Origin of the sequence: Sphingomonas immobilis (genome assembly GCF_030580995.1) — a bacterium.
Classification (GTDB): domain Bacteria; phylum Pseudomonadota; class Alphaproteobacteria; order Sphingomonadales; family Sphingomonadaceae; genus Sphingomonas; species Sphingomonas immobilis.
In genome coordinates this window covers 129,095-154,910 of the sequence record NZ_JAUQSZ010000007.1, presented here as the reverse complement: position 1 = coordinate 154,910, position 25,816 = coordinate 129,095, and the positions used below count along the sequence as shown (strand labels likewise).

At 66.3% G+C, this 25,816-nt stretch carries 24 protein-coding genes; 13 read left to right on the top strand and 11 right to left on the bottom strand.

The window, feature by feature from the left end; translation table 11 throughout:
- Nucleotides 1–60 precede the first annotated feature (60 nt).
- From Q5H94_RS11810 to Q5H94_RS11800, 3 genes are read left to right on the top strand one after another with little or no spacing between them, the layout of a single operon-like run.
- Nucleotides 61–2,001: a TadE/TadG family type IV pilus assembly protein gene (locus Q5H94_RS11810; protein ID WP_304561470.1), complete on the top strand. Its 1,941-nt coding sequence runs from the start codon at nt 61–63 to the stop codon at nt 1,999–2,001.
- Nucleotides 2,001–2,591, top strand: a complete 591-nt coding sequence (locus Q5H94_RS11805) for a TadE family protein (protein ID WP_304561526.1) — start codon at nt 2,001–2,003, stop codon at nt 2,589–2,591. Before Q5H94_RS11810 ends, Q5H94_RS11805 begins: the two co-directional genes overlap by 1 nt.
- Nucleotides 2,591–3,373: a TadE/TadG family type IV pilus assembly protein gene (locus tag Q5H94_RS11800; RefSeq protein ID WP_304561469.1), complete on the top strand. Its 783-nt coding sequence runs from the start codon at nt 2,591–2,593 to the stop codon at nt 3,371–3,373. Before Q5H94_RS11805 ends, Q5H94_RS11800 begins: the two co-directional genes overlap by 1 nt.
- 10 nt (nt 3,374–3,383) lie before the next feature.
- Here the strand turns inward: Q5H94_RS11800 and Q5H94_RS11795 are convergent, their stop codons facing one another.
- Both Q5H94_RS11795 and pdhA read right to left on the bottom strand, forming a co-directional pair.
- Nucleotides 3,384–4,799, bottom strand: coding sequence for a pyruvate dehydrogenase complex E1 component subunit beta (locus tag Q5H94_RS11795; protein ID WP_304561468.1), 1,416 nt, complete (start codon nt 4,797–4,799; stop codon nt 3,384–3,386).
- Nucleotides 4,799–5,857, bottom strand: a complete 1,059-nt coding sequence (gene pdhA / locus Q5H94_RS11790) for a pyruvate dehydrogenase (acetyl-transferring) E1 component subunit alpha (RefSeq protein WP_304561467.1) — start codon at nt 5,855–5,857, stop codon at nt 4,799–4,801. The genes Q5H94_RS11795 and pdhA overlap by 1 nt, the downstream gene beginning before the upstream one ends.
- A 152-nt stretch (nt 5,858–6,009) precedes the next feature.
- Between pdhA and Q5H94_RS11785 the strand changes: the two genes are divergently transcribed.
- From Q5H94_RS11785 to Q5H94_RS11775, 3 genes are all read left to right on the top strand, one after another.
- A complete protein-coding gene (locus tag Q5H94_RS11785; RefSeq protein ID WP_304561466.1) occupies nt 6,010–7,296 on the top strand; it encodes an MFS transporter in 1,287 nt (428 codons plus the stop codon).
- The gene (cysK, locus tag Q5H94_RS11780) at nt 7,293–8,213 is read left to right on the top strand and encodes a cysteine synthase A (RefSeq protein ID WP_304561465.1); all 921 of its coding nucleotides are present in this window, start codon (nt 7,293–7,295) and stop codon (nt 8,211–8,213) included. Before Q5H94_RS11785 ends, cysK begins: the two co-directional genes overlap by 4 nt.
- Nucleotides 8,214–8,308: 95 nt before the next feature.
- The gene (locus Q5H94_RS11775; RefSeq protein WP_431312165.1) at nt 8,309–9,628 is read left to right on the top strand and encodes a cell wall hydrolase; all 1,320 of its coding nucleotides are present in this window, start codon (nt 8,309–8,311) and stop codon (nt 9,626–9,628) included.
- A 19-nt stretch (nt 9,629–9,647) separates the two neighbouring features.
- Here Q5H94_RS11775 and Q5H94_RS11770 read toward each other — a convergent pair whose 3' ends face one another.
- The 3 genes from Q5H94_RS11770 to hisI all read right to left on the bottom strand — a co-directional run bounded on the left by Q5H94_RS11770 (nt 9,648) and on the right by hisI (nt 11,081).
- The gene (locus Q5H94_RS11770; RefSeq protein ID WP_304561463.1) at nt 9,648–10,112 is read right to left on the bottom strand and encodes a YybH family protein; all 465 of its coding nucleotides are present in this window, start codon (nt 10,110–10,112) and stop codon (nt 9,648–9,650) included.
- 100 nt (nt 10,113–10,212) lie between these two features.
- Entirely contained in the window at nt 10,213–10,722 is a 510-nt protein-coding gene (locus Q5H94_RS11765) for a hypothetical protein (protein ID WP_304561462.1), read from the bottom strand.
- Complete coding sequence (gene hisI / locus Q5H94_RS11760) at nt 10,719–11,081, bottom strand: phosphoribosyl-AMP cyclohydrolase (RefSeq protein WP_304561461.1); 363 nt, start codon at nt 11,079–11,081, stop codon at nt 10,719–10,721. Before hisI ends, Q5H94_RS11765 begins: the two co-directional genes overlap by 4 nt.
- Before the next feature lie 157 nt (nt 11,082–11,238).
- Between hisI and purF the strand changes: the two genes are divergently transcribed.
- Nucleotides 11,239–12,720, top strand: coding sequence for an amidophosphoribosyltransferase (gene purF / locus Q5H94_RS11755; protein ID WP_304561460.1), 1,482 nt, complete (start codon nt 11,239–11,241; stop codon nt 12,718–12,720).
- Nucleotides 12,721–12,846: 126 nt separating this feature from the next.
- Entirely contained in the window at nt 12,847–13,560 is a 714-nt protein-coding gene (locus tag Q5H94_RS11750) for an SDR family NAD(P)-dependent oxidoreductase (protein WP_304561459.1), read from the top strand.
- Here the strand turns inward: Q5H94_RS11750 and Q5H94_RS11745 are convergent.
- From Q5H94_RS11745 to Q5H94_RS11720, 6 genes are all read right to left on the bottom strand, one after another.
- A complete protein-coding gene (locus Q5H94_RS11745) occupies nt 13,557–14,762 on the bottom strand; it encodes an SAM-dependent methyltransferase (RefSeq protein WP_304561525.1) in 1,206 nt (401 codons plus the stop codon). The genes Q5H94_RS11750 and Q5H94_RS11745 overlap by 4 nt on opposite strands.
- Nucleotides 14,763–14,873: 111 nt before the next feature.
- On the bottom strand, nt 14,874–16,235 hold the full coding sequence (locus tag Q5H94_RS11740) for a cryptochrome/photolyase family protein (protein WP_304561458.1): 1,362 nt from the start codon (nt 16,233–16,235) through the stop codon (nt 14,874–14,876).
- A gap of 36 nt (nt 16,236–16,271) precedes the next feature.
- Nucleotides 16,272–16,730, bottom strand: a complete 459-nt coding sequence (locus tag Q5H94_RS11735; protein ID WP_304561457.1) for a hypothetical protein — start codon at nt 16,728–16,730, stop codon at nt 16,272–16,274.
- Entirely contained in the window at nt 16,727–17,773 is a 1,047-nt protein-coding gene (locus Q5H94_RS11730; RefSeq protein ID WP_304561456.1) for a 2-oxoacid:ferredoxin oxidoreductase subunit beta, read from the bottom strand. The genes Q5H94_RS11735 and Q5H94_RS11730 overlap by 4 nt, the downstream gene beginning before the upstream one ends.
- Before the next feature lie 65 nt (nt 17,774–17,838).
- Nucleotides 17,839–19,710, bottom strand: coding sequence for a 2-oxoacid:acceptor oxidoreductase subunit alpha (locus Q5H94_RS11725; RefSeq protein WP_304561455.1), 1,872 nt, complete (start codon nt 19,708–19,710; stop codon nt 17,839–17,841).
- A gap of 73 nt (nt 19,711–19,783) precedes the next feature.
- Nucleotides 19,784–20,713 carry a histone deacetylase family protein gene (locus Q5H94_RS11720; protein ID WP_304561524.1) on the bottom strand — a complete coding sequence of 310 codons (930 nt, stop codon included), beginning with the start codon at nt 20,711–20,713 and terminating at the stop codon, nt 19,784–19,786.
- Nucleotides 20,714–20,732: 19 nt separating this feature from the next.
- On the opposite strand from Q5H94_RS11720, the gene Q5H94_RS11715 reads away from it, so the two are divergent.
- The 5 genes from Q5H94_RS11715 (at nt 20,733) to Q5H94_RS11695 (ending at nt 25,758) form a co-directional block, all read left to right on the top strand.
- Nucleotides 20,733–21,209, top strand: a complete 477-nt coding sequence (locus Q5H94_RS11715) for an RNA pyrophosphohydrolase (protein ID WP_304561454.1) — start codon at nt 20,733–20,735, stop codon at nt 21,207–21,209.
- Between the two features lie 73 nt (nt 21,210–21,282).
- Nucleotides 21,283–22,206, top strand: a complete 924-nt coding sequence (locus Q5H94_RS11710; RefSeq protein WP_304561453.1) for a DUF481 domain-containing protein — start codon at nt 21,283–21,285, stop codon at nt 22,204–22,206.
- Between the two features lie 77 nt (nt 22,207–22,283).
- On the top strand, nt 22,284–23,492 hold the full coding sequence (locus Q5H94_RS11705) for a hydrolase (protein ID WP_304561452.1): 1,209 nt from the start codon (nt 22,284–22,286) through the stop codon (nt 23,490–23,492).
- A complete protein-coding gene (locus tag Q5H94_RS11700) occupies nt 23,489–24,505 on the top strand; it encodes an arginine N-succinyltransferase (protein WP_304561451.1) in 1,017 nt (338 codons plus the stop codon). Before Q5H94_RS11705 ends, Q5H94_RS11700 begins: the two co-directional genes overlap by 4 nt.
- The gene (locus Q5H94_RS11695; RefSeq protein ID WP_304561450.1) at nt 24,505–25,758 is read left to right on the top strand and encodes an N-succinylarginine dihydrolase; all 1,254 of its coding nucleotides are present in this window, start codon (nt 24,505–24,507) and stop codon (nt 25,756–25,758) included. The genes Q5H94_RS11700 and Q5H94_RS11695 overlap by 1 nt, the downstream gene beginning before the upstream one ends.
- The last annotated feature ends 58 nt before the right edge of the window (nt 25,759–25,816 follow it).

Below are 25,816 nucleotides of genomic sequence, written 5' to 3'. Positions count from 1 at the left end.
TCGCGGTGCAAAGGGCCCAATCGGGACCATCTCCGACCGGGTTCTTGGTGAGGTAATCGGGTGAAGAAGTCAGGGCGCAACATCGGCAACGGCGGCTTTCTGTCGCGGCTCGCCAACGACACCAGCGGCAACACGCTGGCGATGATGGCGATCGCGCTTATCCCCATCTGCGGAATCATCGGTTCGGGCGTGGACACCGCGCGACTGTACGTCGTGAAGGTGCGCCTGCAACAGGCCTGCGACGCCGGCGTGCTCGCGGGCCGCAAGTCGATCGTCAACAGCTCCGCTCCGCTTGACGTGTCGCCGACCGGCCAGGCGCAGACCTTCTTCAAGAACAATTTCAAGAACGGCTGGATGCAGAGCGCCTCCACTACGTTCACCCCTTCCAAGACGAGCGACAACCAGGTCAACGGCACCGCCACCACATCGGTGCCGATGACGGTGATGAAGATGTTCGGCGCGGCCGACGTGGCGATGACGGTGACATGCCAGGCGCGCTACGACGTCGCCGATACCGATGTCGTCTTCGTGCTCGATACGACGGGCTCGATGGCCGACAAGCCCGACGACAGCGGCGGCGGCGGCAAGATCGCGTTCACCCGCGAGAATGGCCAGCTCGGCTTCTCGACGCAGGAAGCCTCGTCCGGCTCGAAGATTTCGGGCGTGCGCAGCGCGGTGCTGAACTTCTACGATACAGTCGCATCGACGGCAGATTCCTCGACGCACATCCGCTACGGTTTCGTGCCGTACAGCGTGTCGGTGAACGTCGGCAAGGCGATCTACGATCTCAACCCGAGCTATCTGGTCGACAGCTACGACTACAATAGCCGCGTCCCCGCGGGCGAAGCGAACGACACGGTCCTTACGGGCTCGAGCAACAAGACCGTCACGAACACGGATAACACCGCCTCCACCGCCTGCTCTACAGGCGTGGTGCGATCGCCGACGACGGGCTACGTCGTCACCGGCACTTATCCCAATGCCAACGCCAACGCGACGCGCACGACGACGACCTGGGCGTCGCAGACCGGCGGCAAGGCACCGGGCACCTGCACCGTCACGGTCGAAAAGCTCAAGGTCAAATGGAACTACCAGACCACGACGATCGACACCTCGCAGTTCAAGACCTTTGCCGCCACCACCGACCCGACGCGCTTCGGCAATGGCACCGTGACGTGGAACGGCTGCATCGAGGAAATGGACACGACGGCCAACCTCAGCACCTTCAACCAGAGCTCGCTGCCGCCTGATCTCAACCCGGACACGATCCCGTCGGATGACTCCACCCGGTGGCGCCCGGCGCTGCCCGAGCTCAGCTATTGGCGCAACAGCAACGGCAATAGCTTCAACACCGCCAATAACACGACCAGCCTGAACAGCGACTACGTGCCCTCCAACGCCGGCAATGGCTATCCGAACGCCACCACCACCGCGGGCTATTGGATGGGCTACAATTACAACAGCGACTACGTCGCCTGTCCGAAGGCCGCGAAGCGCCTGTCGGTGATGACGCGCGGCGAGGTCGAAACCTATGTCTCGGCAAGCGGCGATCTGCGTCCGGGCGGCTACACGTATCACGACGCCGGGATGATTTGGGGCACGCGCTTCCTTGCCCCGAACGGTCCATTCGCGAACGACACCGCCGCATGGCCGAACCGCAACGCGCCCAACCGCTACATCGTGTTCATGACCGACGGCGCGATGACGAACGTCTCGCAGGCCTATCATCTGTACGGCGTCGAACAATATGACGCGCGTATCGGCGGCGCGAACGGCGTCACGACCTATCACACCGCGCGCTTCCTCGCGGAGTGTCAGGCGGCGGGCAACCGCGGCATCAAGGTCTATGTCATCGCCTTCGGCACGTCGCTGACCACCGATCTCAAGAACTGCGCCAAATACGGCCAGGGCCTGTCGTTCGCCGCGACCGACAACGCCGGCCTCAACACCGCCTTCCAGAACATTGCAAAGCAGATCGCCTTGCTGCGGATCTCGCAGTGATGCGCCGCTTGCGCGATTTCCTGCGCGATCGCCGCGGCTCGACCATCGTCGAATTCGCGTTCGTCGCCCCGGTGATGTGCCTGCTGCTGATGGGCCTGTGCGACCTGGCGTATCAGGTCTACGCGCAGGCGATCCTCAACGGTGCCGTGCAGAAGGCCGGGCGCGATTCCGCGATCCAGGGCGGCAACAACAACACTACCGCGATCGACGCGAAGGTGTCGGCGGTGGTCAAGCAGATCGCGAAGACCGCGACCTTCACCTTTACGCGCACGAACTACGATACGTTCAGCCTCGCCAAGCCCGAGACGTTCACCGATACGAACAACAACGGCATTCGCGATCCCGGCGAGTGTTTCACCGACGTCAACGGCAACAACCAATGGGACGCGGCACCGGGTGACGACGGCCAGGGCGGCGCGAACGACGTGAGCTCCTATACCGTGACGGTGACCTATCCGCGCCTGTTCGCCGTGGCGGGCCTGTTCGGCTGGTCGAGCACCAACACCATCAGCGCCAGCACGCTGCTGAAGAACCAGCCTTACGCAACGCAATCGGTCCTGACGGTGACAGCGAAGCAGGTCTGCACATGATGAAGCGGTTTTCCCCCAGGCTCCGTCGCCTCGCGCGCGACAACAGCGGCGTGGCGATGCTCGAATTCGCCTTCGCAATGCCGCTCGTCCTGATGATCGGGCTGTACGGCATAGAGACCTCGAACATGGCGCTGATCAATCTCAAGATCAGCCAGATCGCCCTTGGTCTCGCGGACAACGCCTCGCGCGTGGGCGCGATCGATTCGAGCCAGATCGAACAGCTCCGCGAGATCGACATGAACGACGTGCTCGACGCCGTGCGCACGCAGGGCAAGAGCATCAATCTGACGACGTACGGGCGCGTCACTGTGTCCAGCCTGGAAGCGGACAGCAGCGGTGTCCAGCGCATCCACTGGCAGCGTTGCCTCGGCAAGATGGCGGGTTCGAACTATGATTCGACCTACGGCGTAGCGACGAACGCCCTGACATCGAACGCCGGCACTTATGATCCCAACGCTGGCGTGAATACCGCGTCGTCCGGCGACAATTCGGCACTTCGGCCCGGACCGCTCGCGGTTGGCCCTGCTGGCGGGCCGGTGCTGGTCGGCATGGGTGACAGCGCCGCCGAAGCGGTGACGGCACCCGCCAGCGGCGGCGTGATCTTCGTCGAGATCAACTACAAATATCAGCCGGTGGTGGGCAACTGGCTCTTCGGCCAGTCGCGCATCCACTATATCGCGTCGTTCATCGTGCGCGACAACCGCGACTTCTCCCAGATCTACAATCCGTCGCCCGCCATCACGACGGCCAACAAGCTGACCTGCGACAAGTGGACGGCATGACGCGCCGCCTCTAGCGGTACGTCACCTTCTTCACCGCCGCGACGATCTTGTCGGCGTTGACGAGCGCGATCTTCTCCAGGTTGGCTGCATAGGGCAGCGGTACGTCCTCGTCCGTCACGCGCAGGACGGGCGCGTCGAGATCGTCGAACCCCTCCTCCATCGCGATCGCGAGGATCTCCGACGAGATCGAGCATGTCGGCCAGCCTTCCTCGACCACGACCATGCGGTTGGTCTTCTTGAGACTCTCCAGCACCGCTTTCTTGTCAAGCGGGCGCAGCGTGCGCAGGTCGATCACCTCCGCCTCGATGCCCTCCTTCGCCAGCGTTTCGGCGGCTTCGAGCGACAGTCCGACGCCGATCGAATAGCTGACGATCGTTACATCCTTGCCCTCGCGCATGATCCGCGCCTTGCCGATCGGCAGCACGTAATCGTCGATCTTGGGCACGTCGAACGAGCGACCGTACAGCAGCTCGTTCTCCAGGAACACGACGGGATCGTCGGTGCGGATCGCGGCCTTCAGCAGGCCCTTGGCATCGGCCGCGTCATAGGGCGCGATCACGATCAAGCCGGGCACGCTCGCGTACCACGGACCATAGTTCTGGGAATGCTGCGCGGCGACGCGGCTGGCTGCGCCGTTGGGCCCGCGGAACACGATCGGGCAGCGCATCTGGCCGCCCGACATATAGTTGGTCTTGGCGGCCGAATTGATGATGTGGTCGATCGCCTGCATCGCGAAGTTGAAGGTCATGAACTCGACGATCGGCTTCAACCCGCCCATCGCCGCGCCCGAGCCGATACCGGCGAAACCGTATTCGGTGATCGGCGTGTCGATCACGCGCGCCTCGCCGAACTCGTCGAGCAGGCCCTGCGTGACCTTGTACGCGCCCTGATACTGCGCGACTTCCTCGCCCATCACGAAAACGCGATCGTCGCGGCGCATTTCCTCGGCCATCGCATCGCGCAGCGCCTCGCGCAGCGTCATGCGCTCCATCTCGGTGCCTTCGGGCAGCGCGGGATCGGCGACCGCCGCATCGTGCTTGGCCGCCTCGAACAACTGACGCGCGCCGGTCTCGACCTTCTCCTGCGCGGGGCTCGCGCCGGTTTCCTCGGACTCGCCCTTGGGCTTTTCTTCCGTCTCCTCTGCGGGCGCTTCGGCCTTGGGCTCTGCGGAAGCGGGCTCCTCGCCCTCCCCGTCAAGCGTCGCGATGACGGTGCCGACCTTCACGCCCTCGGAACCTTCCGCGACGAGGATCTTGCCGATCGTGCCTTCGTCGACCGCCTCGAACTCCATCGTCGCCTTGTCGGTCTCAATCTCGGCCATGATGTCGCCGGACTTGACGGTATCGCCTTCCTTGACGAGCCACTTGGCGAGGGTGCCTTCCTCCATCGTCGGGGAAAGCGCGGGCATCTTGATCTCGATAGCCATCAGTAACGCTCCACCAGCACGTCGGTATAGAGTTCGGCCGGATCGGGCTCGGGCGTCTGCTCGGCGAAATCGGCGGCTTCGTTGACCTGCTTGCGGATGGCCTGTTCGGCAGCTTTCAAATCTTCTTCCTTCACGCCCATCTCCTCGAGCAGCTTCTTGGCGTGCTCGATCGGATCGGACTTGTCGCGAACGGCCTGAACCTCCTCGCGGCTGCGGTATTTGGCGGGGTCGGACATCGAGTGGCCGCGATAGCGGTAGGTCTTCATCTCGAGGATGATCGGCCCCTTGCCGGCACGCACCCATTCGAGCGCTTCCTCGGCCGCGCCGCGGCAGGCGAGCACATCCATGCCGTCAACCTGGATGCCGGGGATGCGGAAGCTCTCGCCGCGGCGATAGAGCTGATCCTCTGCCGACGAGCGATTGACCGAGGTGCCCATCGCATATTGGTTGTTCTCGATCACATAGATGATCGGCAGCTTCCACAGCTCGGCCATGTTGAAGCTCTCGTAGACCTGGCCCTGGTTCGCCGCGCCGTCGCCGAAATAGGCGAGCGCGACGCCGCCGTCCTTGCGGTACTTGTGCCCGAACGCGAGACCCGTGCCGAGCGACACCTGCGCGCCGACGATGCCGTGGCCGCCGTAGAATTTATGCTCGACGCTGAACATGTGCATCGAGCCGCCCTTGCCCTTGGAGATGCCGGCCTGACGCCCGGTCAGCTCCGCCATCACGTCCTTCGGCGGGATGCCGCACAACAGCATGTGCCCGTGGTCGCGGTAACCGGTGATCACCGAATCCTTGTCAGACAGCGCCGACTGCAAACCGACCGCAACCGCTTCCTGCCCGATATACAGATGGCAGAACCCGCCGATCAGGCCGAGGCCGTAAAGCTGCCCCGCCTTTTCCTCGAAACGGCGGATCAGCAGCATCTGCTTGTAGAATTCGAGCAGCTCCTCCTTGGAGGCCTCGTAGAGCTTGGGCTCGTCGGGCCGCTCGCGGTTGGGAACGGGCGGCTGCGCCTTGGCTACAGGGGCTTTTCGAGCGGCGGGGGCTTTGGCCACGTGGGGGAACCTCATGATCCTCGGGGAGAGAGTGCGGACCTATAGGCGCGATCGGTCGCGAACATCAATCGCATGAGGCACCCGAAGTTTCCCCGATCCATGAGCAATCCGCGATTGCCCGATACCGCGCGCTCCGCCTAAAGCCCGTCGCAATGTTCCCCGCCGACCATCCCTTTCACATTCCGGCGTTCCGCGCCTACTGGCTCTCCCGGCTGACCAGCACGATCGCCTTGTCGGCGATGGCGATCATCATCGGCTGGCAGGTCTATGGCATCGCCCGCGACGACATGCACCTGACGATCCGTGAGGCGACCTTTGCGCTCGGTATGATCGGTGCCGCGCAGTTCGTGCCCTTGTTCCTGCTGACGCCTGTGGTCGGCCTCGTTGCCGATACGTTCGACCGGCGCTGGATCGTGCGCGCGACGACGGCGCTGATGGCGGCGACAACCGCCACGCTCGGTATCCTGACGGCGCTGCACGCGCTGAGCCTGCCCGCTCTGTATCTCGCGGCGGTGGCGATCGGCGTCGGTCGCGCCTTCGCCGGGCCGGCCTATTCCGCGCTCGCCCCCAATCTCGTGCCGCGCGAAAGCCTGCCGACGGCGATCGCGGTGAGTTCGATCGCGTGGCAGGTCGGCGCGATCGCGGGGCCGAGCCTCGGCGGCCTGCTCTACGCGATCCACCCCGACGTCGCCTACGGCACTTCGACGGGCCTGTTGCTACTCGCGCTGGCGATGATCTTCCTGATCCCGAAGGTGCCGCAGCCAGCGGTGCAGGCCGATCACCGCCCGCTGCAGCGCGTGATCGACGGCTTCCGCTATGTCCGCAACAACCGGCTGGTGCTGGCGACGATCACGCTCGATCTGTTCGCGGTGCTGCTGGCAGGGGCGACGGCGCTGCTGCCGGTGTTCGCGCGCGACATCCTCCACGTCGGCGCGCAGGGCCTCGGGCTGCTCGCGGCGGGCATGGGCATCGGCGCGACGACCACGGCGCTGTTCTTCTCGTTCCGGCCGATGAAGACCAATGTCGGGGTGAAGATGCTGTGGGCGGTGATGGTTTTCGGGGCTGCGATCCTCACCTTCGGTGTCTCGCAACATTTCTGGTTGAGCCTTGCCGCGCTGGTCGTTGCGGGCGGGGCGGATATGGTTTCCGTGTACGTCCGCTCCTCGCTGATCCAGCTCCACACCCCCGATGCGATGCGCGGGCGGGTAAGCGCGGTGTCGCAGCTCACCATCTCCGCCTCGAACGAGCTCGGCGAGGCGGAAAGCGGGCTGCTCGGCTCCCTGCTCGGGCCGGTCGGCGCGGTGGTGTTCGGCGGCGTTGGTGCGATCGTCATCACCCTGCTATGGTCGCGCCTGTTCCCCGAACTGCGGCTTGCAAAGTCCTTCGATCCTCCCGAAATCCTCGAAACCACACCCGAGCACGGAGTCGTCCAGCCATGAAAGCCAATACGATTCTCGAAACGATCGGCAACACGCCGCACATCCGCCTGCAGAAGCTGTTTCCGGGGCAGGAAGTGTGGATCAAGTCCGAACGTTCGAACCCCGGCGGTTCGATCAAGGACCGCATCGCGCTGGCGATGGTCGAGGCGGCGGAAGCCGACGGCCGGCTGAAGGCGGGCGGCACGATCATCGAACCGACATCGGGCAATACCGGCGTCGGCCTGGCGATGGTGGCGGCGGTGAAGGGCTACAAGCTCGTCCTCGTCATGCCGGAAAGCATGTCGATCGAACGCCGCCGGCTGATGCTGGCCTATGGCGCAACCTTCGATCTCACCCCGCGCGAGAAAGGCATGAAGGGCGCGATCGAACGCGCGCTCGAACTCGTCGAGCAGACGCCCGGCGCGTGGATGCCGCAGCAGTTCGAGAACCCCGCCAATATCGACGCGCACGTCAAGACGACCGCGCAGGAGATCCTCAAGGATTTCGCCGATTCGCCGATCGACGTGCTGATCACCGGCGTCGGCACGGGCGGTCACATCACCGGCGTCGCCGAGACGCTGAAGGCGGAATGGCCGCACCTGAAAGTGTTCGCGGTCGAGCCCGAGGCCTCGCCGGTCATCTCCGGCGGGCAGCCGGGTCCGCACCCGATCCAGGGCATCGGCGCGGGCTTCGTGCCCGCGAACCTGCACACCCAGGCGATCGACGGCGCGATCAAGGTCGATGCCGCCGTCGCCAAGGACATGGCGCGCCGCGCCGCGAGCGAGGAAGGGATGCTGGTCGGCATCTCCTCCGGCGCGACGCTGGCGGCGATCCTGCAGAAGCTGCCCGATCTGCCCGACGGCGCGCGCGTGCTCGGCTTCAACTACGACACCGGCGAGCGCTATCTGTCGGTGCCCGATTTCCTGCCAGAGGCATGATACGGCGCTGATTTTTGGCTGATTCCGATTCCCTGACCGCGCGGCCCGCCCCGAGTCTCACTCCGGGCCGCGCCCCGAGTCTCACGTTGCGCATCATCCTGATCGTCACCGCGATCGCGGCGATCGTGGTGCCGGTGCTGCTCGTCCGCTACGGGCCGCGCATCGCGCCGAAACGCGTCGTCGTGATCGAGAAGCGCCGCGTCGTCGCCGCCACCGAGCTGCCGCCGGTCGAGCCAGTCGCGTTCCAGGATCTCGCGCCCGACGACGCACGCACGTACAATTCGCTCGTCCCGTTTTCCGATCTGCCAAACCCGGCCGCCCGCCCCTTCCAGCTCACCGGTACGGCCGATCAGCGCGCCCGCGCGGTCGACTGCATGGCGGCGGCGATGCTCTACGAGGCGGGCGACGACCCCGAAGGGCAGCGCGCGGTCGGGCAGGTCGTCATCAACCGCGCGCGCCATCCCGCCTTCCCCAAGACGATCTGCGGCGTGGTGTTCCAAGGACAGGAGCGCGCGACCGGGTGCCAGTTCACCTTCACCTGCGACGGCGCGCTGGCGCGGCACCAATGGTCCGCCGAAGCATGGGTGCGCGCCCGCGAGCGCGCGGTGGCGGCGCTGACCGGATCGGTGTTCAAGCCGGTCGGCTATTCCACGCACTACCATACCGACTGGGTGGTGCCCTATTGGCAGGCGAGCCTCGACAAGGTGACAGCGGTCCACACGCACCTGTTCTTCCGCTGGACGGGATGGTGGGGCACGCCCGGCGCGTTCAGCCGTGGCATCTCGGACGACGAGCCCGCCATCGCCCAGCTTGCCGCCTATTCGGACGCGCACCGCACGGCGGCGGTGCTGGCGGAGGCCGGCGGCATCGTCGCGGGCGCGCCGACGCTGGAGCCGGGCGCGCTCGCCCCGCTGGCGGGCGATCCCAACAGCTTCATCCTGACGCTTGACGCGCATGCGCCGCCCGACGCCTTCGCCGTGTTCGCGGCCAAGGCTTGCGGCGATCGGCCCTATTGCAAGGTGATGGGCTGGACCGACAAGACCAAGACGCCGACCGCGCTGCCGCTCCAGCCCGGACAGATCGGTTCGATGTCGTTCAGCTATCTGCGCGACACATCGCGCAAATACGAAAAAGCGCTGTGGAATTGCAGCGAGTTCAAGCGCGCCGATTTCGCGCAGTGCATGAAGGTGCAGGTGTTCATGCCCGCCGGGATGCGGACCCCCGCGGAGACGCCGAAGCCCGATCCCGCGCCGACGCCGCAGCCAGCCAAGCCCGGCGCGGTCGCGCCCAAGCCGGTGCCCGACGGCCTCGCCGGCGTGCGCCGCAAGCCCATCGATGTGCCCTTCACGGTGCGCCCCGCCCCGCCCGCCGCCAAACCGACGCCGCAGCCGACCCCGACGCCCGCCGGGCGCTAGGCTGCGCGATGCGCCCGCGTCACCGTAGCTTGACGTAGAGTTCGCCGCAGATCTGCCACCCTGCCGCACCCTTGATCCAATGCGCGGAATAGGAGCCGCCATAGCTCAGCTTGCCCGCCTGGCCGCGCTTGTCACCGATCCACGTCCCGGTTTCGAAGGCGCGATCACCCGCAGCGCCTAGGACGATCGTAACCGGGGTGCGCGTGAAGACGACGGATGACCAGCGCGGATCGGCGAAGTCCTCTCCGAACGTCTCGACCATCGCCTGCTTGCCCACGGCGGAGCTGCCGTCGCTCCAGACGAAAACAGCCTTGTCGGAATAGATGGCACCGATCGCGTTCAGATCGTGCGCGGCGATCGCACGATTGTTCTCCTGCCGCAGCGCGCGAATAGTGAGACGCGCATCCTCCTGATGCGCCGCCGCCGGGGCCCCCATGCTTGCCGCGACCATCCACGCGAACACCCCACCACGAACCATGCGCATCACCCCCGCCTATCCTAGCGCCATGCCACCTCCGTGATCCATCCGCCAGAAATCAGGAGAGCCGCTGCGCTTGAGCCGGCCGACCGGGTTCGAACTCCGGTTATTCGCCGCTCGGGCAGAGCAGGCGGCCGCGCCCGTCGCGTAGCGTCGAGGCTTCCGACACCGAGTCGCTGAGCCGGTCGACGGTCAGCCCCGCGATCGAGGCGCGCTGCGAGCAGAGCTTCGCGCACGCCTCCGGCACGCGGCCGGGAAAGACCAGCCGGTCGCCCTCGAATCGGACGTCGAAGCCGCAGCCGGCGGCGTCCGGGAAATCGAGGCGCAGCGTCTCGCCGGTGCGCGTGACGGTGCCCGATCCGCCGCAACTCTGCTGGTCGCCGTAGTCGACGAAGACGCCGACCTTGTAGGCGGAGGCGGTCGGCACGACGCACACCCGATCGGTCTCGCGCGTGTAGAGGCCGGTGATGTCGGAGCTTTTGGGATCGGGGATCACCCCCGCCTCGATGGCGGCGGCCTCCAGCCCGGTCGGCGCGGGCTTGTCGGCCTTCGCCGCCTCCTGGGGTGCCTGCGAACAGCCCGCCAGGAACAGCGCCAGCGCGGCGGCGTGCCTCATTCGACCGGCGTCAGGCGATCGCCGTCGATGCGGCGGTAGAAGCAGCTCGGCTGGCCGGTGTGGCAGGCGGGGCCGGCGGGATCGCAGATCAACCACACCGCATCCTGATCGCAATCGATGCGGATATCGGCGACCGACAGGACGTGGCCCGAGGTCTCGCCCTTCTTCCACAGCCTGCCCCGGCTGCGCGACCAGAAATGCGCCTCGCGCGTGACGACCGTCTGCGCCAGCGCCTCGGCATTCATGTGCGCCACCATCAGCAGCGCGCCGCTCGCGCGGTCGGTGACGACGGCGGTGACGAGGCCGGCGGCGTCGTATTTCGGATCGAGGGCAAGGCCGGTGTCGCGGGGGTCGCTCATCCGCCGCCTCATACGCACTGCGATTGATGCCGCAAAGCCACGCATGGCGGGCATGCGCGTAAAAACCGCACGCGGCGTGTGACAAAAGCGCGACAAACCCGGCCGGGCCGCTTATATGCCGGCCGCGAAAGCTCTCCTCTCCAAAGCGAAGGGCGTCATGCTCACGACAAACCCGTTCGAACCCGCCCACGGCCAAGACCTGGATGGGGATACGCTGCGCGAAGAGTGCGGCATTTTCGGCGTCGCCGGTGCGCCCGATGCGGCCGCGCTGGTCGCGCTCGGCCTCCACGCGCTGCAACACCGCGGCCAGGAAGCGGCCGGCATCACCAGCTTCGACGGGGTGGAGTTCCACACCCACCGCGCGATGGGCCATGTCGCCGGCAATTTCGACAAGGCCGAGACGATGATGCCACTGCGCGGCACCGTGGCGTGCGGCCATGTCCGTTATTCGACCACCGGCGAGACCGCGCTCAGGAACGTCCAGCCGCTCTACGCCGATCTCGCCTCGGGCGGGTTCGCGATCGCGCACAACGGCAACATCTCGAATGCGATGCGGTTGCGGCGCGACCTCGTGCGGCGCGGATCGATCTTCCAGTCGACCAGCGATACCGAAACGATCATCCACCTCGTCGCGACCTCCAGCTACCGCACGACCGTCGATCGCTTTATCGACGCGCTGAAGCAGGTCGAGGGCGCCTATTCGCTGATCGTGATGACCCCGGAAGGCATGATCGCCTGCCGCGATCCGCTCGGCATCCGTCCGCTGGTGATGGGCCGCGTGAACGGCGCCTATATCTTCGCGTCGGAGACGGTGGCGCTCGACGTGGTCGGTGCGACCTACGAGCGCGATATCGATCCCGGCGAACTGGTGATCGTGAAGGGCGGCGAGATCAGCTCGCACCGCCCGTTCGCGCCCGTCTCGCCGCGGCCGTGCATCTTCGAATACGTCTATTTCTCGCGGCCGGATTCGATTTCGTCGGACCGCAGCGTCTACACGGTCCGCAAGGCAATCGGCGCGCAGCTCGCGATCGAGGCGCCGGTGGAGGCCGATCTCGTCATCCCCGTCCCCGATTCGGGCACGCCCGCGGCGATCGGCTACGCGCAGGAATCGGGCATCCCGTTCGAGCTCGGCATCATCCGCTCGCATTATGTCGGCCGCACCTTCATCCAGCCGTCGAGCGAAGTCCGCCACCTCGGCGTGAAGCTGAAGCACAATGCCAACCGCGCGCTGGTGAAGGGCAAGCGCATCATCCTGATCGACGATTCGATCGTGCGCGGCACGACGAGCCTCAAGATCGTGCAGATGATGCGTGACGCCGGCGCGGCGGAGGTCCACATGCGCATCGCCAGCCCGCCGACGCGGCACAGCTGCTTCTACGGCGTCGACACGCCCGAACGCGCCAAGCTGCTCGCGCACAGCAAGAACATCGCGGAAATGGCGGCGTATATCCAGGCCGACAGCCTCGCCTTCGTCTCGATCGACGGGCTCTACAAGGCGCTGGGCGAGCCGTGCCGCGCCGATATCCGCCCCAGCCACTGCGACGCCTGCTTCACGGGCGATTATCCGACAATGCTGACCGACCAGGACGAAGCCGTCTCCGTCGACCAGTTCGCGCTGCTGGCGGAACGGGTGATCTAATTTCCCGACCGTTCGTGCTGAGCTTGTCGAAGCACTGTCCTTTCTTCTAACCGCGCAAAGAAGTGCAGCCGTTGGGCTTCGCCCCCCTTCGGGCCGACAAGCTCAGGGCGAACGGAGTGATTCGACGTGACCGACAAGCCCCTCGCCAACCAGATCGCACTCGTTACCGGCGCAAGCCGCGGTATCGGCGCGGCGACCGCGCTGGCGCTCGGCGCGGCGGGCGCGCATGTCGTGCTGACGGCGCGCACCGGCAAGGCGCTTGAGGAGGTCGAGGATGCAATCTTCACCGCAGGCGGATCGGCGACGATCGCCCCGCTCGACCTGACCGAGACCGACAGCATCGCGCGCCTGTCCATTGCGATCTCCGAACGCTGGCCGGCGCTCGACATCATGGTGCTGAACGCAGGAATGCTGGGATCACTCGGGTCGGTTCCGTCGACCGATCCCAAGGAACTCGCGAAGGTGCTGACGCTCAACGTCAGCGCGCAGGTCGCGCTGATAACGGCGTTCGACCCGATGCTCCGCAAGTCGAAGCGCGCGCGGGTGATCGGCGTGACATCCAGCGTCGCGCGGAAACCGCGTGCCTATTGGGGGCTCTACGGCGGATCGAAGGCGGCGTTCGAGACGCTGATCGCTGCCTATGGCGACGAGATGGAACAGATCAGCACGCTGCGCACCGCGATCGTCGATCCCGGCGCGACGCGCACCGCGATGCGCGAGCGCGCCTATCCCGGCGAGGATCCCGCGTCGGTGAAGCCCGCGAGCGTTGTCGGGGACCGGATCGCGGCGTTGGTAATTGAGGACTTCGCGACCGGGCATTTCGAGCGAGTCGAGCGCTAGGCTTTCACCAACGTCACCTGCGCGACGTCGATGCCGCCGCCGCGGAAACCGCCTTCGCAGTACATCAGATAATAGCGCCATAACCCCACGAAATCCTGCCCGAATCTTGGTGGCAGGCGGCCCGCGTCGACGGCGTCCTCGAAGGCGATACGCCAGCGTCGCAGCGTTTCGGCATAATGGAGCCCGAAGCCGCGCCGGTCGCGCCATTCGAGGCCCTGCGCCTCGGCAATCGCGCGGAAGCGGCCCTCCGACAGCAGCATCCCGCCCGGAAAGACATAGCGCTGGATAAAGTCGACGTTGCGGGCATAGGCGGGGAAGATGGCGTCATCCATCGCGATATACTGGATCGCCGCGTGCCCGCCCGGCTTCAGCGCCTGCGCAATGGCGGCGAGATAGGCGGGCCAATATTCCTGCCCGACAGCCTCCACCATCTCGATGCTGGCGACCGCATCGTAAGTGCCGGAGACCTCGCGATAATCGGTGAGCGCGACCGTCACGCCCGACAGCCCTTCTCGCCCAGCGCGCGCCTCGACCGCCTGCTTCTGTTCCGACGACAGCGTAATGGCGTGGACCGGCCGGCCCGCGCGCGCCGCGACCTCCACGAACGAACCCCAACCGCAGCCGATCTCGAGGATCGTGTCGCCCGGCGCGGTCGCGGTGCGATCGAGAATCGCAGCGAGCTTGGCGGCCTGCGCGCTTTCCATGCTCTGATTCGCGTCGATCGGCTCGGCGAACAGCGCGCTCGAATAGCTCATCGAAGGATCGAGCCATAAGCTGTAGAAATCATTGCCGAGATCGTAGTGGAACTCGATATTGCGCTGCGCCCCGCGCCGGCTGTTGTGATGCAGCCAATGCCCGATGCGCTGGAGCAGCCGCGTGAGGCCCGCCGCGCGGCCGGTCGGGCCCAGGGTCGTGCGATTGCGCACGAACAGCTCGAACAGCGGGACCGGATCGGGGCTCGTCCACTCGCCGCGCGACCAGGCGATATACCAGCCGACCGACCCGCGCGTCGCCAGCCGCAGGATCGAGCGCCAGCTGACGATCTCGACGATCGCCGCCGGCCCTTCCGCACGCGCGCCGAGCAGCCGAGTCGTGCCGTCGGGCAGCGTCACCTCGATCGAGCCGGACGCGAGGCCTGCATCGATCCGGTCCAGCACTTGCTGGAACAAGAAGCCGAAGCGCCCGAGCAGGCCATCGACCATGTTCCGCCCCGCGCGGCGGCGCGGACGGCCTCTGCGGGGGCGCTTCGCATTGGGCACGGAGGCGTTCATGGCGTCAGTCCATGCCCCCGCGACTCATGCCGCGCCAAGCGTTCATTTCGTATGCCGATAGGCGGCGAGCGCACGCTCGCGCGCCGCGCGGTGGCCGATGATCTTGGCCGGATAGTCGCGCGGGCGGCATCCGGCGTCTTCCGGATCGTGGATTGCCGCGTCGTCCAGCTTCGCAAGCTCGGGCACCCACTGGCGGATGTATCCGGCCGCATCAAATTTCGGCGATTGCGTGAGCGGTGCCATGATGCGAACGAACATGTTCGAATCCACCCCGGTTCCGGCGGTCCATTGCCAGTTGACCGCGTTGTTGCCGTAGTCCGCATCGACCAGACAGTCCCAGAACCAGCGCTCGCCCTCGCGCCAGTCGATCAGCAGATGCTTGATGAGGAATGACGCCGCGATCATGCGGACGCGGTTGTGCATCCATCCGGTCGCCCAGAGCTGCCGCATGCCAGCGTCGACGATCGGATAGCCGGTGCGGCCCTGCTGCCACGCGCGCAGATCGACCTTGCTGCTGCGCCAGGGCATTTCGTCGAACGCATCGCGCGCATTTTTCGATGCGTAATCAGGGTATTGCAGGATGATATTCTGGGCATAGTCGCGCCAGCCGAGCTCGCCGAGGAAGGTGCCGACCGAGCCGCCCTCCTCCGCCACCGCATGCCAGACCTGCGCGGGCGAGACTTCGCCGAAATGGAGGTGCGGCGACAGGCGTGAACTGCCGTCCTCCGAGGGCAGGTTGCGCGTTTCGGCATAGTCGTCGGCGTGGCGCTTGAAGCGGGAGAGTTGCTTGTGTGCGCCTTCTTCGCCGGGGGTCCAGGGGTCGAAGCCTTTGGCCCAGTTGGGCTTGGTCGGCAGCAGGTCCCAGTCGTTGAGCGTATCGCTCTTCGGCCATCTGGCGGGCGGGTCGATCTTCGCGGGCGCGCGGTGCGGATCGGGCGGCGGCATGTGGCCGTTCAGAGCGCGCCAGAAGGGGGTGTAGATCTTGTATTGCCCGCCCGTGCCCGTCGTGATCGAGCCCGGCGGCGCGAGGTAATTGCCGTCGTGCAGGACGAGATCGATCCGCTTGGCGACGGCGCGCTCGGCGTTGCGCCACCACGGTTCGTAATGGCGGAGGGCGTGGACGCGCTCCGCGCCGCATTCCTTCGCGATATCAGAAAGTTGTTCGTCGGATTTGCCGCGTCGCAGGATCAAGCGGGAGCCCTTCTCGCGCAGGCTCGCGTCAAGTGCCTTAAGGCTGTGGTGCAACCACCAGCGCGACGCGGCACCCATCGCACGGTGCTTCGGCGTCTCGTCATCGAGGATATAGACCGGCACGACCGACCCCTCGCCCGCCGCCGCGATCAGCGCCGCCTGATCGGAAAGCCGCAGGTCGCGGCGGAACCAGAGAATGGTTGGATCAGCCATCCCAAGCCAACGCTTTAAGCGCCTTCGAGTTCGCGCTTATCGTACCGCTCCCGCAGTCGCGCATTGCTGTGGGCGTGTTGAAGATTGAAGAATCGTGAGGCGACGGGCAAAAATCCGGCGATCGGCCGGCGACAATTTCCGCAAAACCGAGACGCTGCTTGCATCGCTCGCCGCTAAGAACGCGTCATTCAACCGCCGCTTGACTTCCAATGAGTGTTCAATTCGGTCGGGATCAATCGTTGCAGAGTAGGCGGCCGCGCCAAGTTCCTGTTCGTTGGCTTGCTGCGCATTGACGCGAAGTGGCCCATCTCGCCGCAATTCCGTCCAAGCCGCTATCGCAATCTCGATACCCTTTTCCGACAGACAGGCACGGCGCAAATCATCCGCATAACGCAAACGATCCTGCTCAAACAAAGCCGTATCCGCACGCGGGGGCATAGGCGGCCCTGGTGGCGCGACAAGCGTCTGAGCGGCGAGGAACGAGACGAAAATCATTCGACCCGCGGTTCCTTTTCGACCTGCCAGGTCTGGCCCGAGGAAAGCAGCTTCTGGAGATCGGGCTTCTTGCCCTGCGCGGCCTCGGCATTCTGGGTGACTACGGCGCTTTCGAAGGTGGGTGCGGGATCGTCGAAGATCACGCCGAGCGCCATCGGGAAGGCGCCGAAGGGCATCTCGACCAGCATGTGCGCGAGGCCGCGGTTGGTCTGGTCGTGGACGATGACGCCCGCCGCCTGCCAGTCGCCCTCGGCCACATCCACAACCTTCAGGACGAGACGCTCGTGATCGAGAGCGAGGCCCTTGGACCCGCCCTCGAACAGCAACGGCTTGCCGTGTTCGACCCACATCTGCGCCGCGCCTGCGTTCTTCTTCTCGGTGAAGGGCGCGAACACGTCGTCATTGTAGACGATGCAGTTCTGGAAGATCTCGACGAAGCCGGTGCCCTTGTGCGCGTGCGCCGCCTTGAGGACAGTCGGCAAATTCTTGTGGACGTCGATGCCGCGCGCGATGAAGCGGCCGCCCGCCCCCAGCGCGAAGGCGCAAGGGTTGGCGGGGCGATCGACCGAGCCGAACGGTGTCGACGGCGAGCGCGTGCCGACGCGCGACGTGGGCGAATATTGCCCCTTGGTCAGGCCGTAGATCTCGTTGTTGAACAGCAACACCTGGCAATCGAGATTGCGGCGGATGAGGTGCATCGTGTGATTGCCGCCGATCGACAGGCCGTCGCCGTCGCCGGTGATGATCCATACGTCGAGATCGGGATTGGCGAGCTTCACCCCCGTCGCCACTGCCGGCGCGCGGCCGTGGATGGTGTGGAAGCCGTAGGTCTCCATGTAATAGGGGAAGCGCGACGAGCAGCCGATTCCCGACACGAACACCGTGTTCTCGGGACGTCCTCCGATCTCCGGCATGGTGCGCTGCACTGCCTTGAGGATAGCATAGTCGCCGCACCCGGGGCACCAGCGCACCTCCTGATCGGTCTCCCAATCCTTGGGGAGGGTCTTGGCCCCAGGAATATTGGGGGGTGTCATGTCGTTCATCGGATGGCTTCCAAAGGTAACGAAAGTAACGCAAATCGGGGTCGAAAATGCGATGAATGGAATGGCTAGGCGGCCAACCCCTTCTCGATCGCCGCCTCGATCTCGGCGATCATGAAAGGCTGACCCGACACCTTGTTGAGCGGCTTTGCATCGACAAGGAACTGGTCGCGCAGCACGGTCTTGAGCTGGCCGGTATTCATCTCGGGCACGATGATATGCTCATACCCCTTGAGTAGGACACCCAGATTCGCCGGCATCGGCCAGATGTGGCGGATATGAACGTGCGAAACGTCCTGACCGCGCGCCCGCGCGCGGCGCACCGCCTGGTGGATCGGTCCGAAGGTCGATCCCCAGCCGACGACCACGAGCTTGCCCGAGGCGTTGCCGAGCGCGACTTCCTGCTCGGGCACCGCGATGTTCGCCACCTTGTCGCGCCGGATGTCGGTCATTTCCTGGTGGTTGGCGGGGCCATATTCGATGTTGCCGGTGCCGACCGCCTTCTCGATGCCGCCGATGCGGTGGAGCAGGCCGGGCGTGCCGGGCTTGACCCACGGACGCTTGAGCTTTTCGTCGCGGGCATAGGGCAGGAAGCCGCCCTCCGGCACATTCTCCAGATACTCGACCGGGAACGGCGCGTAGTCGTTCATGTCTGGCACCAGCCACGGCTCGGCGGCGTTAGCGATATAGCCGTCGGTCAGCAGCATGACGGGCGTCATGTACTGGACGGCGATGCGCACCGCCTCGATCGCGCAATCGAACGCATCGGCGGGGCTGCGCGCGGCGATTACGGGCAGCGGTGCGTCGCCGTTTCGGCCGTAAACCGCTTGATATAGGTCCGATTGTTCAGTCTTGGTGGGAAGTCCGGTCGAGGGGCCGCCGCGCTGCGAATTGACGATGACAAGCGGCAGCTCGGTCATGATCGCGAGGCCCATCGCCTCGCCCTTCAGCGCAATGCCGGGCCCCGACGACGAGGTGACACCGAGCTGTCCCGCATAGGACGCGCCGATGGCGGAGGCGATCGCCGCGATCTCGTCCTCGGCCTGGAAGGTGGTGATGCCATATTCCTTGAGGCGGCTCAGGTGATGCAGGATCGCCGATGCCGGGGTGATCGGATATCCGCCGAAGAACATCGGCACGCCGGCAAGCTGCGCGCCGGCGACGAGGCCGAAGCTGATCGATTCGGCGCCGGTTACGGTGCGGTACAGGCCCGGCTCGACGGGCGCTGCGGGCACGTGATGGCGGTGCATCGGCCCGGAGAGCTCGGCCGTCTCGCCGTAAGCATGGCCGGCGTTGAGCGCGGCGACGTTGGCCTCCGCCAGCGTCGGGTTCTTGGCGAACTTGCTGTTGAGCCAGTCGATCAGCGGCTGGCGATCACGGTCGAACATCCACAGCGCCAGGCCGAGCGTCCACATATTCTTGCAGCGCAGCGCCTCCTTGTTGCCGAGGCCGAAGGGCTTCACGGCGTCGAGGGTAAGCTGCGAGATGTTGAACGACAGCAGCTGCCACTTGCCGAGCGACCCGTCGGTGAGCGGGTTGGAGGCGTATTTCGCCTTGTCGAGATTGCGCTGCCCAAACTCGCCCTCGTCGGCGATGATGAGGCCGCCGGGTTTCAGCGCGCCGACGTTGGTTTTCAGCGCGGCGGGGTTCATCGCCACCAGCACGTCGGGCGCGTCGCCGGCGGTCTCGATCGCGGTCGACCCGAAATTGATCTGGAAGGCGGAGACGCCGAACAAGGTGCCCTGCGGCGCGCGTATCTCGGCGGGGAAATCGGGGAAGGTCGCGAGATCGTTGCCGGCGAGCGCTGTCGAGAGCGTGAATTGCCCGCCCGTCAACTGCATGCCGTCGCCGGAATCGCCGGCGAAGCGCACGACGATCGATTCTGCGGGCGGGTTGGCGGATGCCTCCTCTGGCGTCACTTCGTGAACGGCAGTCGCCATCAGTCTCTTCCTATGATCATTTTGTGGCACGACCCTTATGCCTGGGCCGCTGACCCACCAAGCTAGTTTGATCCTAGGCGGGCGCAACAGGTTCTTTCAGCGGCGCTTCCTCGGCGAAGGCGCGGCCGAGCGTCAGCATCGCCGTGACATGGCGGCGCGCGATGGCGGCGGTGTCGTCGCCGTAGCCGCCACCGACAGTGCTCGCGAGCGGGATGCCCCGCGCGATCGCGAGGCGCGCGACGAGACGCTCGCGCGCGATGAGGCCCTCCTCGCTCAACGCGAGGCGGCCGAGCCGGTCGCCGCCGAACGGATCGACGCCGGCCTGGTAGAGGATCAGATCGGGCCGCACGCTGTCGAGCAGCGGCGCGAGCGTCGCCTCCAGCGTGGCGAGATAGTCGGCGTCCCCCACCCCATCCGCCAGCGGCACGTCGAGCGTGGAGCGGGCCTTGCGCGCGGGGAAATTCTTCTCGGCGTGGATCGAGTAGGTCGCGATGCCGGGATGCCCGGTGGTGAGTGACGCCGTACCGTCACCCTGATGCACGTCGACATCGACGATCAGGACGCGCGCGACAGTCCCCTCCTCGACCAGCCGTACGGCCGCGACGGCGAGGTCGTTGAGCACGCAATAGCCCGATCCCGTCTCGGCGCGGGCGTGGTGGCTGCCGCCTGCCGTATTGGCGGCATAGCCGCGTTCCAGCGCGATGCGCGCGGCGAGATACGTGCCGCCGACCACACGGCGCGATCGTTCGGCGACGGCGGGCGTCACCGGGAAGCCGATGCGGCGCTCCTTGTCCGGCGGCACACAAGCGCCCAGCACTTCGGCGACATAGTCCGGGTCGTGGACTGCCTCGATCCATGCGCGCGGCATGGCGTCGGGTTCGTGCCACTCCGTGCCCGCCTCGGCACGCAGGAAATCGCGGATCAGCCCGTTCTTGCTCAGTTGCGACGGACTCGCGGCATGCGCGCTCGAGACATAGGCGGGATGATGGACGATATGGATCACGCCGCTTAGGTAGGCATGCATGACCGATCCCGCCACGCTCCCCTATCGCCCCTGCGCGGGCATCATGATCCTCAACAAAGATGGCAAGGTCTTCGTCGGCCAACGCGTCGATAGCGAGGTGGAGGCGTGGCAGATGCCGCAGGGCGGGATCGACCCCGGCGAGGATGCGGAAGAGGCCGCCTATCGCGAGCTGTTCGAGGAAACCGGGATCGCGCGCGAGCATGTATCGCTGGTCGCGATATCGCCGGAGGAGCTGTTCTACGATCTGCCGCCCGAACTGGTCGGCAAGGTGTGGAAGGGCAAGTGGCGCGGCCAGCGGCAGATCTGGTTCCTGTTCCGCTTCCACGGCGAGGACAGCGACGTGGACATCCATACCGATCATCAGGAGTTCATCGTCTGGCGCTGGATCGAGCCCGCCGCGCTGCCGTCGATGATCGTGCCGTTCAAGAAGAAGCTCTACGAGGATGTGCTCGCGGCGTTCGCCGACCACCTCTGACCTGCGGCAAGGCGAAGCGATCGGGCGATATGCCGTGATTTCGCCGAGTCGCCGCCTATGCTATGGAGCGGCCATGCGTTTTTGCCTGATCCTGCTCGCGGCACCGCTGCTGATTGCGGCTGCGGAAAAGAAGCCTGCGCTGGCGATCCCGGAACCGCTGACGCCGATTCCCGTGCCGGTGCGCGCGATGCTCGACGCGGCGGTGGCTAACGGCAACGAGAGCGAGGTGGCGATCGTCGCCAAATATGCGACCACCGCTGCGCCCGAGGCGGCGCGATCGATCAAGGCGGTGGTAGATCAATGGCGCGATTCGCGCGAGGCGCGGCGGCAGATCGATCTCGCCAACGCGGGGCCGCTCGACAACTGGAAGGGCAAGGCGCAGCTCGGCGGCTATCTCACCACCGGCAACACCAACGACATGGGCGTCAGCGGCGCGGTCGAGCTGACGCGCGAGACGCTGCGCTGGAAGCACAAGGTCAACCTCGCGGTCGATTACAAGCAGAGCTCGGGCGTCATCAGCCGCGAGCATTTCCTGGCGGCGTACGAGCCCAATTTTAAATTCTCGCCGCGCGGGTATCTCTACGGCGCGGCCCAGTTCGAGAGCGACCGTTTCCTCGGCTATTACGACCGATATTCCGGTTCTGTCGGAGCGGGTTACGGCGTGATTCGCGATCCCAACCTGAAGCTCGACATGGAGTTGGGCCCGGCCTATCGCCGCACCTCCTTCACCGATGCGACGCAGGAGAACAGCATCGCCGCGCGCGGATCGATGAACATGGACTGGAAACTCTCGCACGCCATCTCGCTGACGCAGGTGGCCTCCGCCTATCTGCAGAAAATCAACAGTACGGTGAGCAGCACGACCGCGCTCAACGCCAAATTGTTCGGGCCGCTGTCGGGCCAGCTCTCCTACGCCGTGCAGTACGAGAGCATGCCGCCGATCGGGCGGCGCAATACCGACACGTCGAGCACGGCGGCGCTGGTCTATAATTTTTAGCCACCCGCCGTTCTCCCGCGAAAGCGGGAGAACGGGGTTGGGGTGACGCCCCCGTCGCGATCCACTAGCATCCCCCGATGAGCGCACTCTCCCCCATCGAACGCGATGTCATCGAACGGGCGCAGGCCGCGCCGATGCTGGCGCAGGTGGAGCGCTGGGCGGCGATCAATTCGGGCACGCGCAACCTCGCCGGGCTCGCGCGCGTGGCGGGCGAACTGGCCGATGCATTCTCCACGCTCCCCGGCAATCTCGCGCTGGTCGCGCCCGCTCCGGTCGAGACGGTGCTGAGCGACGGCAGCGTCGCGGCGCTCGATCACGGCAGGCATCTGCACCTGAAAGTTCGGCCCGAGGCGCCGGTGCAGATTCTGCTGACCGGCCACATGGACACGGTCTACGGCGCGGATCACCCGTTCCAGACGATGCGATGGCAGGCGGACGGCGCGCTCAACGGGCCGGGCGTCGCCGACATGAAGGGCGGGCTGTCGCTGATGCTGGCGGCGCTCGACGCCCTCGAGGCGAGCCCGCTCGCGCCCCGGATCGGGTATGAGGTCGTGATCGATTCGGACGAAGAGACGGGCTCCTTCTCCTCCTCCGGCCTGCTGATGGCGGCGGCGCGCGGCAAGGCGGCGGCGCTCACCTACGAACCCGCGCTTCCCGACGGCACGCTGGCGGGCGCACGCGGTGGCACGGGCAATTTCTCGATCGTCGTGCGCGGCCGCAGCGCGCATGCCGGCCGCAACCCCGATGACGGCCGCAACGCCATCCTCGCCGCCGCTGAAGTCGCACTACGTCTGGCCGAGGCGCGATCGCCGCGACTGTCGGTCAACCCGGCACGGATCGAAGGTGGCGGACCCAACAACATGGTGCCCGATCTCGCTGTTCTGCGCGTCAACTTCCGCCCCAAGGATCACGACGAAATCGCGCGGGCGCAGGCACATATCGATGCGACCGTAGCCTGGGTGGCAAAAGCGCACGACGTCGCGATCAGCGTTCACGGCGGCTTCAACCGCCCGCCCAAACCGATCGACCCCGGCGCCGCGAAGCTGTTCGGCGTCGTCAAACAGGCCGGCGCCGACCTCGGCCTCGACATCGGCTGGCGCGACACCGGCGGCGTGTGCGACGGCAACAATATCGCCGCGGCGGGCGTGCCCGTGGTCGATACGATGGGCGCGCGCGGCGGGGCGATCCACTCGCCCGACGAGTTTCTGATCGTCGAAAGCCTGCCCGAACGCGCGGCCTTGTCCGCGCTCACCATCCTGCGCATCGCCGAGAAAGGTCACCTGTGAGCTTCCGCATCCGTGCCGCACGCGACGAGGATCTGCCGCACCTCTACGAAATGGCGAAGCTGACCGGTGGCGGCTTCACCAATCTGCCCCCCGACAAACGCTCGCTGCGCGCGAAGCTCGACCGCAGCCGCGCGTGCTTCGCCAGCGCAGATGGCGGCGCGGGCGACGAACTGTTCGTGCTGGTGCTGGAGAATGTCGACACCGGACAGGTGCGCGGCACATGCCAGATCTTCACCCATGTCGGCCAGCATTACCCCTTCTACAGCTACCGCATCGGCACGCTGACGCAGCACAGCAAGGAACTCGGCCGCACCTTCCGCGCCGACCAGTTGAGCCTGACCACCGACCTCGAGGGCGCGAGCGAGGTCGGCGGGCTGTTCCTCCACCCGCGCGAGCGCGCCGGTGGGCTCGGGATGCTGCTTGCGCGCAGCCGCTATCTGTTCATCGCCCAGCACCGCGCGCGCTTTGCCGACCGCATCCTCGCCGAATTGCGCGGGGTGATCGACGAGGCGGGCGGGTCGCCGTTCTGGGATGGCCTCGCGGGGCGCTTCTTCGGGATGAATTTCCAGGATGCAGACCAATTCAACGCCATCCACGGCCACCAGTTCATCGCCGATCTGTTCCCCAAGCACCCGATCTACACCGCGATGCTGCCGGAGGCGGCGCGCCATGCCATCGGCCTGCCCCACCCCTCCGGGCGCGCGGCGATGCGGATGCTGGAGACCGAGGGCTTCGCCTTCGACAAATATATCGACATCTTCGACGGCGGCCCGACGATGACCGCCTTCACCGACAAGGTCCGGACCATCGCCGAGGCACGGCCCGCGCGCGTCATCGCCATCGACGACGACGGCGGCGAGCCGGCGCTGATCGCGAGCGGCAGCCTCGCCGCGTTCCGTTGCGCCTATGGGCGGCTCCGGCCGGTCGGCGACGGCGTGGTGATCGACCGCACCTGCGCCGCCGCGCTCGGCATCGCGGAAGGCGCGGACATCAGCCACGTGGCGCGCACGTGATGCTGACCGAGATCAATTTCGACGGGCTGATCGGGCCGAGCCACAATTTTGCGGGGCTTTCGCCCGGCAATCTCGCGGCGACGCGCAACGCCGGCGCGACGGCTTTCCCGCGCAAGGCCGCGCTGGAGGGGATCGCGAAGATGCGCGCCAACCTTGCGCTCGGGCTGACGCAGGGGGTGTTGATGCCGCTCGCGCGCCCCGATCATGTTTGGCTGGCGCGGCTGGCGACCGACTATATGAGCGCGGCACCGCATTTGCAGGCGCAGGCGCTGTCGGCATCGGCGATGTGGGCGGCGAATGCGGCGACGGTCTCGCCCGCGCCCGATACGGCGGACGGGCGTTGCCACCTCTCCCCCGCCAACCTCGTGACGATGCCGCACCGCAGCCACGAATGGCCCGGCACGCTCGCGCAACTGCGACTCGCCTTCGCCGACCCCGCGTTCATCGTGCATGAGGCAGTGCCCGCGCCGTTCGGCGATGAGGGCGCCGCCAATCACATGCGGCTGTGCGACGGCCACGGCGCATCCGGCGTCGAGATATTCGTCTACGGCGTCAGCGGCGGCCCCTTTCCCGCCCGCCAGCACCGCGAGGCGAGCGCGGCGGTCGCCCGCGCGCACGGCCTCGATCCTGCGCGGACTTTGTTCGTGCAACAATCCGAGGAAGCGATTGCGGCAGGGGCATTCCACAACGACGTGGTCGCGGTTGCCAACGAGCGCGTGCTGTTCGCGCACGAGAAGGCCTTCGCAGACCGCGAGGGCTTTTATGCAGCACTGCGCGCGCTGCTGCCGCAGGTCGAGATCGTCGAGGTGCCCGAAGCGGAGGTGAGCCTTGCCGATGCGATCTCCTCCTATCTCTTCAACGCCCAGCTCGTTTCACCGCCCGATGGCGTCATGACGCTGATCGCACCCGAAGAGGCGCGCGCCAACCCCTCCGTCCGCGCCTATATGAAGGGGCTGATCGCGGGCAACGGCCCGATCCGCCGCGTCGGCATCGTCGATGTGCGGCAATCGATGGCGAACGGCGGCGGCCCGGCGTGCCTGCGTCTGCGCGTCGTCGCCGACCCCGCGACGATCGACCCGCGCTTTCTGGTCGATGCCGAAAAGCTCGACCGGATCGCCGCCGTGGTCGAAGCGCACTGGCCCGAGGAAATCGCGCACGACGCGATCGGCGACCCCGCCCTCATCGCCCGGATCGAGAGCGCGCGGGCGGCGCTGCTCGAGACGCTCGATCTTGTCGAATTAACTTACACGTAACCATGTTCGTTAAGGCGGAAACGCGGAAGTCCGCCGTTGGCCCGGGCCTTGCGTATAC